9 protein-coding genes are annotated in these 15572 nt (G+C 68.4%); 5 read left to right on the top strand and 4 right to left on the bottom strand.

The genetic code is table 11. From position 1 onward, the window contains the following. Window positions 1-72 precede the first annotated feature (72 nt). From Pla108_RS13680 to Pla108_RS13670, 3 genes are read right to left on the bottom strand one after another with little or no spacing between them, the layout of a single operon-like run. Entirely contained in the window at window positions 73-1458 is a 1386-nt protein-coding gene (locus Pla108_RS13680) for a hypothetical protein (RefSeq protein WP_146445511.1), read from the bottom strand. Further along, entirely contained in the window at window positions 1458-4259 is a 2802-nt protein-coding gene (locus Pla108_RS13675; RefSeq protein WP_146445510.1) for a serine/threonine-protein kinase, read from the bottom strand. The genes Pla108_RS13680 and Pla108_RS13675 overlap by 1 nt, the downstream gene beginning before the upstream one ends. Then, complete coding sequence (locus Pla108_RS13670) at window positions 4256-4888, bottom strand: sigma-70 family RNA polymerase sigma factor (RefSeq protein WP_146445509.1); 633 nt, start codon at window positions 4886-4888, stop codon at window positions 4256-4258. Before Pla108_RS13670 ends, Pla108_RS13675 begins: the two co-directional genes overlap by 4 nt. A gap of 221 nt (window positions 4889-5109) precedes the next feature. Between Pla108_RS13670 and Pla108_RS13665 the strand changes: the two genes are divergently transcribed. From Pla108_RS13665 to Pla108_RS13645, 5 genes are all read left to right on the top strand, one after another. After that, complete coding sequence (locus tag Pla108_RS13665) at window positions 5110-5925, top strand: Fpg/Nei family DNA glycosylase (protein ID WP_146445508.1); 816 nt, start codon at window positions 5110-5112, stop codon at window positions 5923-5925. A 76-nt stretch (window positions 5926-6001) separates the two neighbouring features. Continuing rightward, window positions 6002-10828, top strand: a complete 4827-nt coding sequence (locus Pla108_RS13660) for an Lhr family helicase (protein ID WP_197526541.1) — start codon at window positions 6002-6004, stop codon at window positions 10826-10828. Between the two features lie 184 nt (window positions 10829-11012). After that, entirely contained in the window at window positions 11013-11927 is a 915-nt protein-coding gene (locus Pla108_RS13655; RefSeq protein ID WP_146445506.1) for a hypothetical protein, read from the top strand. Next, entirely contained in the window at window positions 11924-12769 is an 846-nt protein-coding gene (locus tag Pla108_RS13650) for a hypothetical protein (protein WP_146445505.1), read from the top strand. Before Pla108_RS13655 ends, Pla108_RS13650 begins: the two co-directional genes overlap by 4 nt. Before the next feature lie 37 nt (window positions 12770-12806). Then, a complete protein-coding gene (locus Pla108_RS13645) occupies window positions 12807-13634 on the top strand; it encodes an ExeA family protein (RefSeq protein WP_146445504.1) in 828 nt (275 codons plus the stop codon). Between the two features lie 89 nt (window positions 13635-13723). Here the strand turns inward: Pla108_RS13645 and Pla108_RS13640 are convergent, their stop codons facing one another. After that, window positions 13724-15397, bottom strand: a complete 1674-nt coding sequence (locus Pla108_RS13640) for a lamin tail domain-containing protein (RefSeq protein WP_146445503.1) — start codon at window positions 15395-15397, stop codon at window positions 13724-13726. Between the last annotated feature and the right edge of the window lie 175 nt (window positions 15398-15572).

The raw sequence follows: 15572 nt of genomic DNA, 5'->3' as shown, positions 1-15572 counted from the left end.
GAGGGCGCCAGCAGACCGACTCCGCAGGCGTCTCTCTAGTTTACGCGCAAACCTACCCGCGCCGACATCTTGTCAACGATCCCGAGGCGATTCCCGGCGGGGAGTTTCGACACATTCGGACTCGGCGGCAGGCCGGCCCCGTCGCGCCGTCGCCAGGACCGCCCCTCCGAGAAGCGTTGTCAGCGACGCCAGGAAGTACCGGTATCCCCGTCCTTCGAGCCGTTCGCTAGAAGCCCCTCCGTCCACCACCGCGGCGTTGGAGGGGGTTCCCACCGAGGAGAGGTCATCTCGCGACGAATGGGCGGGGGTGGCGCTGCCAGGAGCCGGCAGCGGAAGCGCCTTCACTCCGAACGAAGACCCCTCTAAAGAGGTGTCTCCAGACGCAACGGCCGGCGCTTCGGCGGGAGTCGGGAGGGTCCGCACCCACGACTCGAGCGCCAGGGCGGCGTCGCGGGCCGCGTCGCTCGGGGCGGCCGCCACGAACGTCGCCGGGGTCGTTTCGGCCGTCGGGCTCAACAATAACTCGGCCAGGTCAATGAGGCCGGCGTTGGGGTCTCCGGCTCCGGCCGGCGGCGCCGGCGCCGCCGCAACGCGCCTTAATCCGCCTATTGCCGTCTGAGCCCTCGCCATCGGCTCGGCAATTGGCGGCGACACGGCTCCCCCGGTTTCGACGAGCTCCGGTCGCAGCGTCGGTCGCTCGGCGGGGCTCAAGTCTTGCCCCGCCAGCGTCGTTGAATCGCCGTCGACGTCATCCGTTAAGGTCACCTCGGCCGCGTCCCTCTCGACCGGGCGGCTGACGCCATCGTCCGCGGCGTCAAAGTAATCACCCGTGCCGTTGCCCGACGACGAACCAGTCACGGCGCCGCTGATACTGCCGTTCGAGTCGGGCCAGTTCACCGTCCCCTGATTGGAGTTGGTGATGACGTCTTCTCGAGTGAAGCCATCGGTCAGCAAATCATTCGATCCGTTTTCGGCGCTGGAAAGCGTTGCGTCGAGAGAGAAGGCCGCGTCGACAGTGACTTGATGGAGATAGGTCCGAAGGATTTCCGCATTGTTGGAATCAGCGGCGACGGCCCACTCTGTCCTCCCGAGCAAGTCGCTGAAGCGCTGCCCATCCGTCGCCACGTCTCGGAATCCCAGCACCGAGATCGTTAATCCCGGACGGACAAGCACGGCGCCCAGGGACCCTGCCTCGGCCGACGCGAGGGAAAGCGAGTCGGCGGACTTCAGGAGGAATTCGCTACCAGTCGCCGAGCCAATGATGGTCAACTGGGAATCGCCATCGATTGGAGTCCAACCAGACAGCCCCGGAGTCTGCAAGTACACCATCGCCGCGTCGCTATCCGCCGCGTCAACGGTCACGGCGCCCGTGGTGGCGCTGAGGACGCAGCGGCTTTCGCAGTACTCCATGCGCAGCCGGCGGCCGCGTAGGGATGGTTGTCGATGGGGGCGACTCATCAGTGTTCCTCCTGGTTGAGCGACGCGTCTTGTGTCCGCTCTTGTTTCTTCTCTAACGCTTGGCGCTTCGTCTCGATCGCCGCCGCCTCTTCGATCTTGCCGAGAAGGCCGAGCAGCTGGGCATGGTTGGCGTAATGCATCGCTAGCAACGTCGGCTGATCGGCGCCGGCGCGGCGGATCCGCTCTTCCTCGATCGCGACCGACCGGGCAAATGCGTCCGACGCCTCGTCGAGCCGCCCGCTGTCGCGGAGCACAACGCCGCGGTTGTTCCAGAGAGCGGCGAGGCTCCGTTCGTACCGGTCCGAACTCGGATACGACACAACCAAGCCTTCTAGTGTTCGCTGCGCTCGGTCGAAGGCCGCGTCGGACAGGTCGGCGCGGCCCGCCCTGGCTTCGGCCGCCCCTTCGCTCGCCAACGCAACGGCGAGTTCGCTGCGGTGCCGGGGCGCCAACGGCGACCGCTCGGCCAGGTCAGCCAACTCGGCGGCGGCGGCCCGGTACGCTTCGGCGGCGCCGGCCCACTGCCCCCGATCGGCGGCGAGCGCGCCGCGGTTGCTGTACGCCATCGCGAGGTCGGCGCGGTACGCCTCGACGTCTGGCTGTTGATCCGTTAGCGAGAGGAGTTGCTCAACCGCTTGGTCGCTCTCCTGAGCCGCCCGCTCCGAGTCAACGCGACGCAGCAGCGAGGAGAGCGCGTTGTGCGCCACCGCCAACCGGCGGGCGTGGCCCGGATTGTCGGCCTCGGCGCGTCGCGCGCGACCCAAGAGGACAATTGCCTCTTCGAGCTGACGCCGGGCGGCGGCCGGATCATCGTTGACGGCGGAAGCGGCGTCGGACAACGCGGCGGCAAGGTCGGCCATGCGGGCAGGGTCCCTCGCCTTTTCCGCTAAGAGGCCGCGTCGCAATTCGACGGCGCGGCGCAAGTCGGTCGTGGCGCGTTCGTCCTCCCCCTTTTGCGAGAGCAACAAGCCCCTGTTATCGACGCAACGGGCCAACCACGCCGTGGCTACGGCGCTGGTCGGATCGATCGCGAGCAGCGTCTCGAGCGACTCCGCCGCGTCGTCGTAGAGCCGCAGCGCCTCTTCCGATTCGCCGAGGCGCTCGGCGACCGCGGCGGCGCGGATCCGGGTCTCGGCGGCCGAAACCGCCAGCCGGGGGTCGCCCTCCGACTCGGCGAGGAAGTAGCGGTAGTAGGCAAGGGTGTCCTCAAGGGCCTGGCCGCGGATCGCCTCGGCGCCGGGCGTCGCGGCGAGCTGGTCGCTCAATTCGCCGCCGAACCGGTCGAGCACACCACGCGCCTGGTTGAGCAGGCGCTCGGCGCGGGCCCGGTGGGTCTCGGACTCCACCAGGGCGGCGGCGAGCCGCCCGCGGGCCTCGTTCACCAGCAGCGCACTGGCCAGCGACACCACGGCGACGACGCCCAACGCTGCCGCCGCGATAGCGACCGTCTTCCGCCTCCGCCGCACGAACTTGCCGACGCGATCGGCGAGACTCGGGGGGCGGGCGATCGTCGGCCGACCGTCGAGGAACCGCCGCAGGTCGTCGCGCAACTCGCCGGCCGACGCGTAGCGGGCGGTCGTGTCCTTCTCCATCGCCCGCAGGACGATGTTCTCAAGGTCGGCGGGGATCGCCGGGTTGAGCCGTCGAGGCGGCGTCGGGTCGTGATTTTGCAGGCTGTCTAAGAGTCGCACCCGATCGTCGCCCGGGAACGCATGCCGAAGCGTCAAGAGCTCGTAGAGCGTCGCGCCGAGGGCGTAGACGTCGGTGCGGCCATCGACCTGATCGGCCCGGCCACGCGCCTGCTCGGGGCTCATGTAGCGGAGGGTCCCAACAACGTCGCCGGTAGCGGTGACGCCCAGGTCGGTCTGCATCCGCGCGAGGCCAAAGTCGGCGACCCAGACCTTGCCGCGTTCGTCGATCAGCAAGTTCGACGGCTTCACGTCGCGGTGGACCACGCCGAGATCGTGCGCGTGCTGCAAAGCGTCGGCCGCATCGGCGGTCATGATCGCGGCGCCACGGAAGAACGACGGCGCGACGTGGTTGTCGCCGAGCGTCGGTTGCGGGTCCGACGCACTGGTCGGGAGCGGAGTCAGGCTGGCTGGCAGTGAGTACGCCTCCGCTGCGGTGGTCGCATCGGGCGACGCCGCCGCGCCCGCCTCGCGTCGCAGCTCCGTGATCGCCTGGGCGAGGGTCTGCCCCTCGATGAACTGCATCGCGTAGTAATGGACGCCGCGGTCCTGGCCGATCGCGAACACCGGCACAATATTGGTGTGGTGCAGCCCCGCCGCGGCCTGCGCTTCGTTCCGGAACCGGGCGATCTGCCGCTGATCGAGCACCGCGGCGAACGGCAGCACCTTTAGCGCCACCCGGCGACGGAGCGACTGTTCCTGGGCCTCGTAGACGATGCCCATCCCGCCCCGGCCGATCTCCCGGACGATGCGATAATCACCGACCGATCTCGGCGGCGCTTCGGCGCCGGGAAGTATCTCGGACTTCGACGGCTGCGAACCACCAGGGGCCGTGCCGAGGCGGCGCCGCTCGTTTCTGCTCGGATCGCTGTCGCGGGCCGACTCGACGGCGGCATGAATCGTGCGGACGCCCTCGAGGTAGTCGACGAGTTGCTCGCCGCAGTCGTGGTGCCTTGTTGCGAAATCGGTGGGGGATTCCGCGTCGCCCCGTTGCAACGCGGCAGCGTACTCGTCCAAAACGGCGATGAGCCGTTCGTCCGACTCGGTCGGTTCGGCTGTCGAGGCGACGAACGACCGCGTCGCGTCTTCGCAGGTGATTCGATTGAAGTTCATTCGGCGGCCTCGTCGTCGTAGAGGGACCGCAGCCGCTTGATGCTCCGCAGCCACAGCATCCGCACCGCCCCCGACGAGCGCCCCATCCGTTCGCCGATCTCGGAGAAGTCGAGGCCCTCCTGGTGCCGCAGCCGGAGCACTTCGCGGTAGTCGTCCGGCAGCACGTCGAGCATTTGGCCGAGCGTGTCGGCGTTCTCGCGTCGCTGGAAGGACGCCGAGGGCGAGTCGCCGTCGTGCGGCAGTTGCGCGGCGAAGCCCGGCGCCGACCGGTCGCCCAGCGGCCGCGCACGGTCCAGTGACACCTCACGACGGACGTCGCGTTTGGCCGCTTTGAGGTGCTGTTCGACCGCCCGCAAGAGGTTGTTCATCAAGATCCGCCGCAGCCAGCCCAAGAACTCCTCGGGCGTGGCGCCACGGAACGCGGGGAAGTCGCGATGGGCTTCGTAGAACGTCTCCTGCACAACATCGGACGAGCTAACCCGAGCGCGCAGCCGGTCATCGAGCTGCGAGGCGACGACCAGTTTCAAATAACTGGCGTGCAGCTGCATCAACTTGCCCAGCGACGTCTCCGAGCCCTGACGGGCGTCGGAGAGCAGCTCGGCGGCGAACGATCCGGATGTGCTCATCATGGCTGGGGCAAACCGCAAGTAGAGGCTCCAGCGGGTAAGGGCCGGTTTCCAGTCTACTCGTCACGCGGTTTCCTTTGTCAGGTTTCCACGGTTGTAACTAAGTCGTTGCTTGCAATGCTGTTACAACCGGCGGAGCGGTGCGCAAAACGAAGCCGCTCAGCCCCTCCCGCAGGGGGATTTCTTCACAATCCAGCGCCGAAAACCCCCGATCCGACGACGCAATGCCCGAAGGCCACACCCTCCACCGCGTCGCCCGCGACCATCGGCGGCTATTTGTCGGGCAACAGCTGACTGCCAGCAGTCCGCAAGAGCGGTTCGCCGAGGGGGCCGGCGTCTTGAGCGGTCGCCGGCTGGAGGGCGTCGAGGCGGTCGGCAAGCACCTCTTCTACCACTGGGCCCCCAAGGGCCGCTCGAAGGCGGCCGACGTCCTGCACATCCACCTGGGCCTCTACGGCAAGTTCCGCCTGCACAAGAAACGGCACGAGGGCGCCTGGCCCGAACCACGTGGCGCGGTGCGCCTCCGCATCGAGGGGCCCGACGCGGCGTTCGACCTCAACGGCCCCAACCGCTGCGAATTGATCGACACGGCGGGCTACGAGGCGCAGCTCGCGCGGCTTGGCCCCGACCCGCTCCGTGACGACGACCCCGAGCGAGCTTGGCGTCGCATCAGCAAGAGTAAGACGCCGATCGGCCCGTTGCTGATGAACCAAGAGGTAATCGCCGGCGTTGGGAACATCTACCGCTGTGAATCGCTCCACCTGCTGGGGATCCACCCCGAACGGGCGGGCAAGGACCTCGACCGCAGCGAGTTCGACGCCCTCTGGCGGAAGCTTGTCGAGTTGATGCGGATCGGCGTCAAGCACAACCGGATCCTCATCGCCGACCCCGCCCTTGTCGGAAAGCCACGCAGCCGTATGACCCGCGAAGAAGGGCTGCGCATCTACAAGAAAGCGAACTGCCCCGATTGCGGGTCGGCGATCGACCAGTGGACGATGGCCGGCCGCAAGGTGTTTGCGTGCACGACATGCCAAGACTGAGTCGGCTGTCGCCTTCGCTGCCGAATCGCCGGGTTGTGCTCCGCCTCGCCAGTGTGTCCGCTGTAACCTGACGATGGTGAACACCCTAACAGACACCGACCCCCTCGCCCCGTTCCACGAGCCGACCCGCACGTGGTTCAACGAGGCGTTCCGCGCGCCGACGCGGGCGCAGCAGCTCGCCTGGCCTGTGATCGCCTCGGGTGAGAGCACGCTGCTGCTCGCGCCGACCGGGTCGGGCAAGACGCTCGCGGCGTTTCTGGCGGCGCTTGATCGGTTGATGTTCGCTCCGACGCCTGACGTCGCCGGCTCGCCAACGCAGCGGACGGCGAGCCGGCGACGTCAGTCGTCAGTGCAAACCAACAAGAAACGCTCTGCCTCCGGCGTCCGCGTCCTCTACATCTCGCCCCTCAAGGCGCTCGGCGTCGATATCGACCGCAACCTCCGCACGCCGGTCGCCGGCATGCGGGCGGTCGCCGGCCGGCTCGGCGTCGACTACCGCGACCCAACGGTCGCGATCCGCACCGGCGACACCGACCAACGTGAACGGGCCCGCATTCTCCGCCACCCGCCGGACGTGCTCATCACGACGCCCGAGTCGCTCTACCTGATGCTGACCGGCAAGGCGCGCGAGATCCTCACCCAGGTGGAGACCGTCATCATCGACGAGATCCACGTGATGGTCCCGACAAAGCGGGGCGTCCATCTGTTCCTCACCCTCGAGCGGTTGGAGCGGATCCGCCGTCGGTCCGCGGAGGAGCACGGCCACGACTGCAGCGCACTCCAACGCATCGGCCTCTCGGCGACCCAGCGGCCGCTCGACGAGATTGCCAGGCTGCTCGGCGGCGCCGAGGCGACCGCCGATCCCGATGAGCCCGTCCGTCCCCGGCCGGTGCGGATCGTCGACGCCACCGAGCCGAAACGGTTCGAGCTGCGGGTCGAGATGCCGGTCGAGGAGATGGCCAAACAGCTGGCGCCCAAGTACGAGCAACTCGGCGGCAGCGTCGGGGGCGCCGACGACGCACGGCCCGGCATGGCCGCGAAGCGTGATGGCGATCCGCCACGCGACCCGCCGCGGTTCGACGGCGCGGCGATGGCGCCTTCGGCCCCGAGCATCTGGCCGGCGATCCACCCGCGGCTGCTCGAGCTCATCCGATCGCACCGATCCACGATGATCTTCGTCAACAGTCGCCGTCTCGCAGAGCGGCTCGCGGCGGCGATCAACGAGCTTGCGAACGAGGAGCTAGAAGCCCAGCGAGCCGAGGAAGGCGACTCCCCCCAGCGAGAGCAGCACACGCCGATCGAGATCTGCCTCGCCCATCACGGCAGCATCTCGAAGGAGGCCCGCGCCGATATCGAAGACCGGCTGAAACGGGGTGTGCTGCCGGCGATCGTGGCGACCAGTTCGCTGGAACTCGGCATCGACATGGGGGCGGTCGATCTGGTGATCCAAATCGAGGCGCCCCCGACCATCGCGTCGGGCATCCAGCGGATCGGCCGCAGCGGACGCGGCGTCGACCTCCTCTCGAGCGGCGTTATCTTCCCGAAGTACCGCGGCGACCTGCTGGCGTGCGCCGGCGCCACGGGTCGGATGCTGCTGGGGCACGTCGAAGAAACTTATTACCCCCGCAACCCGCTCGACTTGCTTGCCCAGCAGCTGGTGGCGATGGTCGACGAAGACGGCACGAACGTCGACGAGTTGTACGCGGCGGTGCGTGGCGCCGCACCCTACGCCGACTTGCCGCGTGGGTCGTTCGAGGGGGTGCTCGACCTCTTGTCGGGCCGCTACCCATCGGACGAATTCGCCGAACTTAGGCCACGGCTCACTTGGGATCGGATCGGCGGCACGGTCTCCCCGCGTAAGGGCGCCCAGCGCCTCGCGATCCTCAACGGCGGCACCATTCCCGACCGCGGGCTCTACGGCGTCTTCTTGGTGGGCGATGGCCCCGATGGCGCCGGCGGTAGCCGCGTCGGCGAACTCGACGAGGAGATGGTCTTCGAGACCCACCCGGGCGACGTCTTCTTGCTCGGGGCCAGCAGCTGGCGGGTGCTCGACATCACCAAGGACCGCGTCCTCGTGGCGCCGGCGCCGGGCGAGCCGGGCAAGATGCCGTTCTGGCGAGGCGAGGGACCGGGACGCCCGCTCGAGTTCGGCCGCGCAATCGGCGAGCTGGCGCGCGAGCTCACCCAGACCCTGGCGAAGAAGGGCGACGACGCCGCCCTCGATCGGCTGACGACGAAGCACGCCCTGGAAGAGCCCGCCGCCAAGCACCTGCTGACCTACCTCCAGGACCAAGCCGCGGCCACGGGTGAGCCGCCGTCCGACCGTTCGATTATCGTCGAAGCTTTCCTGGACGAGATCGGCGACTGGCGTATCTGCCTCCTCTCGCCCTTCGGCGCGAGGGTCCATGCGCCGTGGGCGATCGCGGTCGCGGCCCGGCTACGCGAGGAAGATCTTGGTGAGGTCGACTACAGCTGGACCGACGACGGGATGATCTTCCGGCTGCCCGAGTCGCCCCAGCCGCCGCCAACCGATTTCTTCCTGCCGCGCGCGGACGAGGTCGAGGACCGCGTCACGTCACAACTCGGTTCGACGGCGATGTTCGCCGCCCGCTTCCGCGAGAACGCGGCCCGCGCGCTGCTGCTGCCTAAACGCCAACCGGGCCGGCGCCAACCGCTGTGGATGCAGCGCCGCCGGGCGGCCGACCTGCTGGCGGTCGCTTCGCGCTATCCGAGCTTCCCGATCCTGCTGGAGACCTACCGCGAGTGCCTGCGAGACGTGTTCGACCTGCCCGGCCTCGTCGCGTTGCTCCGCGATATCGAGAAACGGGTCGTGCGGGTCGAGACGGTCGAGTCGCAACAGCCCTCGCCGTTCGCGTCGTCGCTGCTCTTTAATTATGTCGGCAACTTTATCTACGAAGGGGACGCGCCGCTCGCCGAGCGCCGCGCCGCCGCGCTCTCTCTCGACCACGCCCAACTGCGCGAGTTGCTCGGCGGCGCCGAGTTGCGCGAGCTGCTCGACGGTGAGACGATCGACCAGCTGGGCCTTGAGCTCCAGAAGCTGGCCGACCCTTACTGCCGTCACGCGGACGCGGCCCACGACCTGTTTCTGTCGCTCGGCGACCTCACCGGCGACGAGTTGTACGCCCGCTGCGACCATGACGCCGTCGCGCGCGAAGACGTTGAGCGTTGGCTCTCGGAGCTGCTCGACACACGGCGGATCATCGCTGTGCGGATCGGCGGCGAGCCACGCTACGCCGCGAGCGAGGACGCCGCGCGGTTGCGCGACGCCCTCGGTGTGAATCCGCCCGCCGGTCTCCCGGGCGCCTTTTTGGAGCAAGTCGCCGACCCGGTGGGGGACCTCGTCTCGCGATTCGCGCGGACCCACGGCCCGTTCTCATCGGTCGACGCGGCCCGTCGGCTAGGACTCGGCGAAGCCGTGGTGCGGTCGGCTCTCGAGCGGCTGCGCGACGCCGGCCGCGTTCTCGAAGGCGAGTTCGTCCCCGGCCGCCGAGGCCGCGAATGGTGCGACGTCGCCGTGCTCCGCACCATCAAACGGCGTTCGCTCGCCAAACTCCGCCAACAGGTCGAAGCCGTCCCGGCGGAGGCGCTCGCCCGTTTCTTGCCCGTCTGGCAAGGCGTCACGCAGCCACGCAAGGGACTCGATGGCGTCCTCGACGCGGTCGAGCAGCTCCAAGGCGCCCCGCTGCCGGCTAGCGACCTCGAACGTGAGATCCTTCCCAGCCGCGTGAAGGAGTACCGGCCCGGCCTGTTGGACGAGCTGTTCCTCGCCGGCGAAGTCGTCTGGCAGGGCGTCGATAGCCTGGGCCAGCACGATGGCCGCATCGCGCTCTACCTGACCGACCAGTTCCCGTTGCTCGGCCGGCTGCCGCTGCCGCCAGCCGAGGGCAAAGACGCCCTGGAACGCACGGTGCGCGAATTGCTCGCCGAGCGGGGGGCGCTCTTTTTCGACGAGATCGCTCGTGCGACAGGCGAGTTCCCCAACGATGTGCTCGCCGCCCTTTGGCGCCTCGTGTGGCGTGGCGACGCCACCAACGACACGCTCGCGCCGCTCCGGGCGCTGGTCGCCCAATCGGGATCGGATTCGAAACAAGTCGCCGGCGCCGCGTCACGCCGCGGCCGCACGGCCTTCCGCTCACGCCGCCGCACGCGGTTGCCGGGCGCCGACGGTCGCTGGTCGTTGCTGTCGCGGTTCCACGGCGGCGTGACCTCCACCGAACGATTGGCGGCGCTCGCCGTGCAACTCGTTGAGCGGCACGGCGTGCTGACTCGAGACCAGATCGCCCGCGAGCAGGTCGAAGGGGGATTCTCGGCGATCTATCCGGTGCTCAAGGCGATGGAGGAGGCGGGCAAAGTCCGCCGCGGTTACTTCGTCGACGGACAAGGGGGCGCGCAGTTCGCGGCGGCCGGCGCCGACGAGTTGCTCCGTTCACGACCGCGTGAGGACGAACCCCCCACTTTCGTGCTCGCCGCTACCGACCCGGCGAATCCCTACGGGGTCGCCCTCCCCTGGCCGCCGGCGCCCGCCGAAGACGCCGGCAAGCCGCAGCGCGCCGCTGGCTGCCGCGTCGTGCTCTGCGACGGGCAGGCCCTCGGCTACCTGAACAAGACGGGCCAATCGCTCACCACCTTCCTCGCCGAAACCGAGCCCGACCGCGGCTACCAGGCGTTGCGGCTCGCCACGGCGCTGGCGACCCGCGCCCACGAGCAACGCTCGATTCTCTTGACAAAGATCGACGGCGGGTCGGCGATCGCTTCGGGGATTGCGCCGGTGCTAGCAAAGTCGGGCTTCGTCGCGACGACCCGTGGGCTGCTTTGCCGCAGCGAATTTATGGCGGGGACAAAACGGACGCCACACGGCGCCCGGCCGACCCCCGGCCGCTAACGGTTCGTCAATTTCGCGCGTGTTCAAGAGGCTTCGCGAGGAGTCGGCGGACGCTATCACCGCCGTCATCACCGTCGCCATCGGAGCAATCCTCAAGGTCCAGCCGACCGGACCCGATCACAGAGGGTAGGACGCGCCCTCCGCGGCGCCCCTGCGCCTTCGCCGCCCGGTTGCCGGACTTGCCATGACCGATCCTTACGTTTCGTTCGACACGTTCTCCGTCGGGGAGACCCCCGCCGAGCCGACCCCGGCGCCGCAACAGCAGCGTCCGTCGCTGCTGGCGCGCTTGCCGCGTGTCGCGCCGTCGCCACCGCGCCCGAAGCCGATTCAACGCTTCGACGACGCCGAGTCCGCGCTGCATGGCGTCCATCTCTACGACGGGGGTTCGGACCTCGCCATGGCTGGGCCCTCCGTCGAGCCGGCGCCGCGGCGTTACAAGCTCTCCGATCCCACCGCGACGATCCGCATCGATACGGTCTCGCCTTCGACTTTTGACGACGAGACGCCTGAGCCACCGCCGCGTCGCCAGGCGATCGATAGCCCTACGATGTTCGGTGAGCCTAAGATGCTCGGTGAGCCCAGGATGTTCGGTGAACAAGCCGCTATCGACGACCCTTGGGCCACGTGGCTCTTGAACCTTGAGTCAACGATTCTTCCCTACTCGCGGATTATCGTCCTGGCGGCCGTGATCGCCGCGATGGGTCTGACGTTCGTGCTGCTCCGCGGGGGCGCCGCCGCCATGGAAGCGCCCAACACCTCGCCGCAAGTCTCGATCGACGCCCACACCGACACGCTCGCCGCCGTGGAAGCCGTGGAGACCGTTGCGAATCCCTCCGCCGAGGAGGCCCCGCCGTTCCACTGGCCGGTCGCCTCGACACCGACGCCCGCGAGCGGCGCGCTCCGCCCGCTCGACGCGTCTCCCCTCGGGGAGTCCGTCGCGACAACCGATTCGCTGCCGCCGTCGTCGTTCGCTAGAGGCCCCGCCTCGGCGTGGCAGGGCCCCGCTGGGGCGAAGCTCACGGGGCAGGTGATGCCGGTTGACTCCGGCCGCGTCGACGTCGCCCACGCCCCCGACTACCCGCAAACGACCACACGATGAGCCATACCGACCGCGCCTTTATCGCCGCCTTGCAACAGGCCAGCGCCGCCGCGCCGCCAAACGGGTTCGCGCTGGGCGGGCCCCACTACGTCTCGGCGCAAAGCGTCGAGACAACCGCCAAGGCGCCGTTGTCCGCGCACCTCGCCAAGCGTCGCGCCGAACGGCAGCAACCCGAACCACCGAAAGTCGATCCGCCCGCGGCGCAGCCCGCAGTGGCCTGCCCTCCCGAGCGGTTCACGCCCGGCATCGAACTCGAGTCACTCAGTTGGCCCGCGGTGGCTCAGCAACTCGCCCATGCGGGCCGCGATGCGTTGCTCGAAGTTCTTACGAACCTCGCCGAGCAGACGCCGTCGGCGACGCCCGTCGTCGCTCTGGTTGGCGCCCGACCCGGGGTCGGGGCCACGACAACTTTGCTCGCTTTGGCTCGGATCGTGGGTGGCGCCGGCGGCAAGACGGCGATCCTCGACCTCACGGCTGAGGCGGGCGCCGCGGCGCAGCTTGGCGTCCGGCGGATCGCTGGCGTCTCGCCGACATTCGATCCGCGATCGATCGACGACTTGGCGATCGTCAGCCGCGAGGACCAGACGACGGTGGTTGCCCTCGGTCCTGACGCCTCGCCCGCCATCGTTCAATCGGCGTCGACGCGGTTGGCCGGCGCCCACGACTTGGTCCTTATCGACGCCGGACCCGCCGCCGTCGCGGCGACGCGGCTCGGCCTGGGCGTCATGGCGGTCGTCATCGACGCGGCGCCCTCCGATTCGACGGCCATCGCCGCTTGCCAAAAGGCCCTTGCCGCGGTTGGCGTGGCGGGGATCGTCGAGACGTTCGCTGCGGTCGGCTGAAGCCGTGACCCCTCCCTAAGCCACCACAAGCCGCAACATGTATCTCGACTACTGGCAACTCACGGCCAAGCCGTTTGAGCCCGGCGGCGCCGACGACGCGTTCTACTACCCGAGCGAGGCCCACGAGGGCGCGCTCTCGAAGCTCCTCTACGCCGTCCGCCAGGGACGCGCTGCGGCGGCGATGGCGGGGCCCAGCGGTGTCGGCAAAACCCTGCTGGTAAATCGGCTCGCCACGCTATTGGCGCCGGACGGCGTCCGGCTCGTGCATGCGGTCTTCCCCGAGATGTCGAGCCGCGACCTCTTGGCCTACTTGGCCGAGCGGCTCGCCGCGCCGGACGTTTCGGCCTCGCCTACCGGGTCGATCGAGGAGTCGGTCCGCCGGCTCGAAGCGCTCGCCGAGGCGAACGCCGAAACGGGCCAGCGCCAACTCGTCGTCATCGACGAAGCGCACCTGCTCGAGGACTGCGGCGCTCTAGAAACACTGCGGCTTGTCACCAACTTCCGGTCGGGCGCCGCGGCGGCGTTCACGCTGCTGCTGGTCGGCCAGATGGGGCTGCTCTCGGCGGTCGCTCGCAAACCGACGCTCGACGAGCGGCTCGATGTCAAAACGCTGCTCCGCGGCTTCACCGCCGAAGAGACAGCGGCCTACGTCCGTCATCGGCTCGCCGCAGCGGGAGCGGCGCGCGACGTCTTCAGCGACCCAGCCTTGCAGCAACTGCACGTGCTCACGGGTGGCTACGCCCGCCGCATCGACCGGCTGGCCGACCTCGCCTTGGTCGTCGGCTTCGCCGAGCGACGCTCGCAGGTCGGGCCGGGCGAACTTGACGCGGTGCACCGCGAGCTTGTCGCGGTTGGAACGCCGTAAGACGCGGCGCCGCATCGGCAGAACGAAAAAAGCCGCCCCGGCCTACAGGCCGGGGCGGCTTCGTTGTTAAATCAACCGCGTTGGGGGTCTCAGCCGCGACGCTTCGCCAAGCCCGCGAGGGCGACGAGGGCGAGCAGCACCGAGGAGGGCTCGGGGACCGAAACCGCCAACGACGTGCCGTTGTAGACACCGGGGCTGCCAACCTCTCCACCGGCGTAAACCACCGCCTGGCCGCCCGTGGGTACAGCCGTCGCCTGTGTGCTGATGAAGTCGTTGAAGTCGCTACCCGACAGGGCCCAGAACGGTCCTGCCGACTGCTCGGTGATCGTTCCGTAGTTTGCGACCCAGAGGTCGTAGTCCAAACCGTCGATAACCTGGTCGCCGTTCGCGTCGGCTCGGAGATCACCGGTACCTTCGGTGTCACGCCAGACGGTGTAGTCGGCGGCGTCGACCAAGCCATCCCCATTGAAGTCGCCCGCAGCGGGCGCCACCGCGACGGTCGCGTTGGCGTTGGTGAGGTCCGTCAAGTAGATCGAGCTGGTTCCGTTGTCGTCAGGCCAGCCGAACTCGGCATTGCCGTAGTCGATGGACTCGATGGCGTTGTCGAAAGTCCGGCCCTGTCCGGTTGTCGGCTCGCTTGTGTAGGCGGCGTAGCTGTCCCAAAGGGCGATGCCGTCGCCACCCTGCGTCAGAGCGGTCCACTCGGTTACGGGGATGAAGTTCACCGAGGCGCCCCAAGCGGTTTGCATATCGGCGAGCGAAACGCCGGTCTCTGATGCGTTGTAGAGCACCGCAGCCGATCCGTTGGCGATCGTGCCCGACGTCAAGTTGGCGGCGGCGAGATCGGCGTCGTCATTGTCGTCAAACACATACGGCGTGGCGCCGAAGTCAATCGCGGCGCCGGTGGCGTTGTACACCTCGACCCATTCCCAGGCCGGCTCACCCGACGCGGGGTTGTACATAATCTCGGAGAAGTGCAGGCCGACCGGCGGAGTTCCGGCTGTCTGAACCTGGCCGGGGCTGCCGAAGTCGTCCGTGCTGTTCTTGAAGCCGGCCGACGTGTCGAGGATCTCGTTGCTGGTGGTGGCGCCATTCACGCCGTTCGCCGACAACGCCCAGCTGGCCCCGGCGTTCACGTCGCTGCCAATCAGCTCGATCGAGACGCCATTGGTGCTGGCAGGCCAGCCGCTTCCGGACTTGTAGGAGAAATTGAAGTAAGTGTTATTGAACGCGTTGACCGTTGTGCCGTTCGCGTCGATGACGCCCGCAACGGTGTCGAGTGCGAGGTCGGCCTGACTCGCCCAGAAGCCGATCGTATCGGCGTTGCTGTTGTTGCCGGCGCTGGCGGCGCTATTGCTGTTGTTTAGCGACGGGAAAAAATCGACCGCAATCGTTGCGGCGGTCTCGGGAATGTTCCAAGCGGCGCGGAACGCGGCGTCGTCGTAGTTGTACGGGCTTCCGCCGCCGACGAAGGCGTCGTAGAGAACGGCGACTTGGCCCGGCTGGATTACGGTGTTCGACGCCAGGGCACTCTGGACGGCCGGCAAGAAGTCGGCGCGAGCGAACCCCGCAAAGTCTTCTATGTAGGTGCCATCGAGATCGATCGCTTCGGTTCCGGTGTTCACCACCTCGAACCACTCGTAAAACCCGTCGCTCGGCGTGCTCGGGTTGTACATGATCTCGGTGATCTGCAGCTGCGACCAAGCGGGCGCCGCGCCGAGGAGGAACGCCGCGAAGCTAACGCGGCAGAACAGACTCTTCATGAGTAACTCCAAAAGGTGCTTGTAACAGGACGGGCGCCCCGCCAGTCGTCGACGACGAACCCCTCGGGGGGGGATGGCGTCAGCCGCGTTCCGGGGCCGCTAGAAGCGAATAGCGGCGGGCGCCGCCGGCATGGGGGGGACAGGCGGGAATGGGCTCAGAGCGGTGTCGGGTCTT

The organism is Botrimarina colliarenosi, from assembly GCF_007859955.1.
Classification (GTDB): Bacteria; Planctomycetota; Planctomycetia; order Pirellulales; family Lacipirellulaceae; genus Botrimarina; species Botrimarina colliarenosi.
This window is presented reverse-complemented; position numbering and strand designations above follow the sequence as displayed.

Bases quoted from the DNA above. Each gene is read 5' to 3' on its own strand.
- Pla108_RS13680 (WP_146445511.1), bottom strand. From the start codon at position 1,458: ATGAGTCGCCCCCATCGACAACCATCCCTACGCGGCCGCCGGCTGCGC.
- Pla108_RS13675 (WP_146445510.1), bottom strand. From the start codon at position 4,259: ATGAACTTCAATCGAATCACCTGCGAAGACGCGACGCGGTCGTTCGTC.
- Pla108_RS13670 (WP_146445509.1), bottom strand. From the start codon at position 4,888: ATGATGAGCACATCCGGATCGTTCGCCGCCGAGCTGCTCTCCGACGCC.
- Pla108_RS13665 (WP_146445508.1), top strand. From the start codon at position 5,110: ATGCCCGAAGGCCACACCCTCCACCGCGTCGCCCGCGACCATCGGCGG.
- Pla108_RS13655 (WP_146445506.1), top strand. From the start codon at position 11,013: ATGACCGATCCTTACGTTTCGTTCGACACGTTCTCCGTCGGGGAGACC.
- Pla108_RS13650 (WP_146445505.1), top strand. From the start codon at position 11,924: ATGAGCCATACCGACCGCGCCTTTATCGCCGCCTTGCAACAGGCCAGC.
- Pla108_RS13645 (WP_146445504.1), top strand. From the start codon at position 12,807: ATGTATCTCGACTACTGGCAACTCACGGCCAAGCCGTTTGAGCCCGGC.
- Pla108_RS13640 (WP_146445503.1), bottom strand. From the start codon at position 15,397: ATGAAGAGTCTGTTCTGCCGCGTTAGCTTCGCGGCGTTCCTCCTCGGC.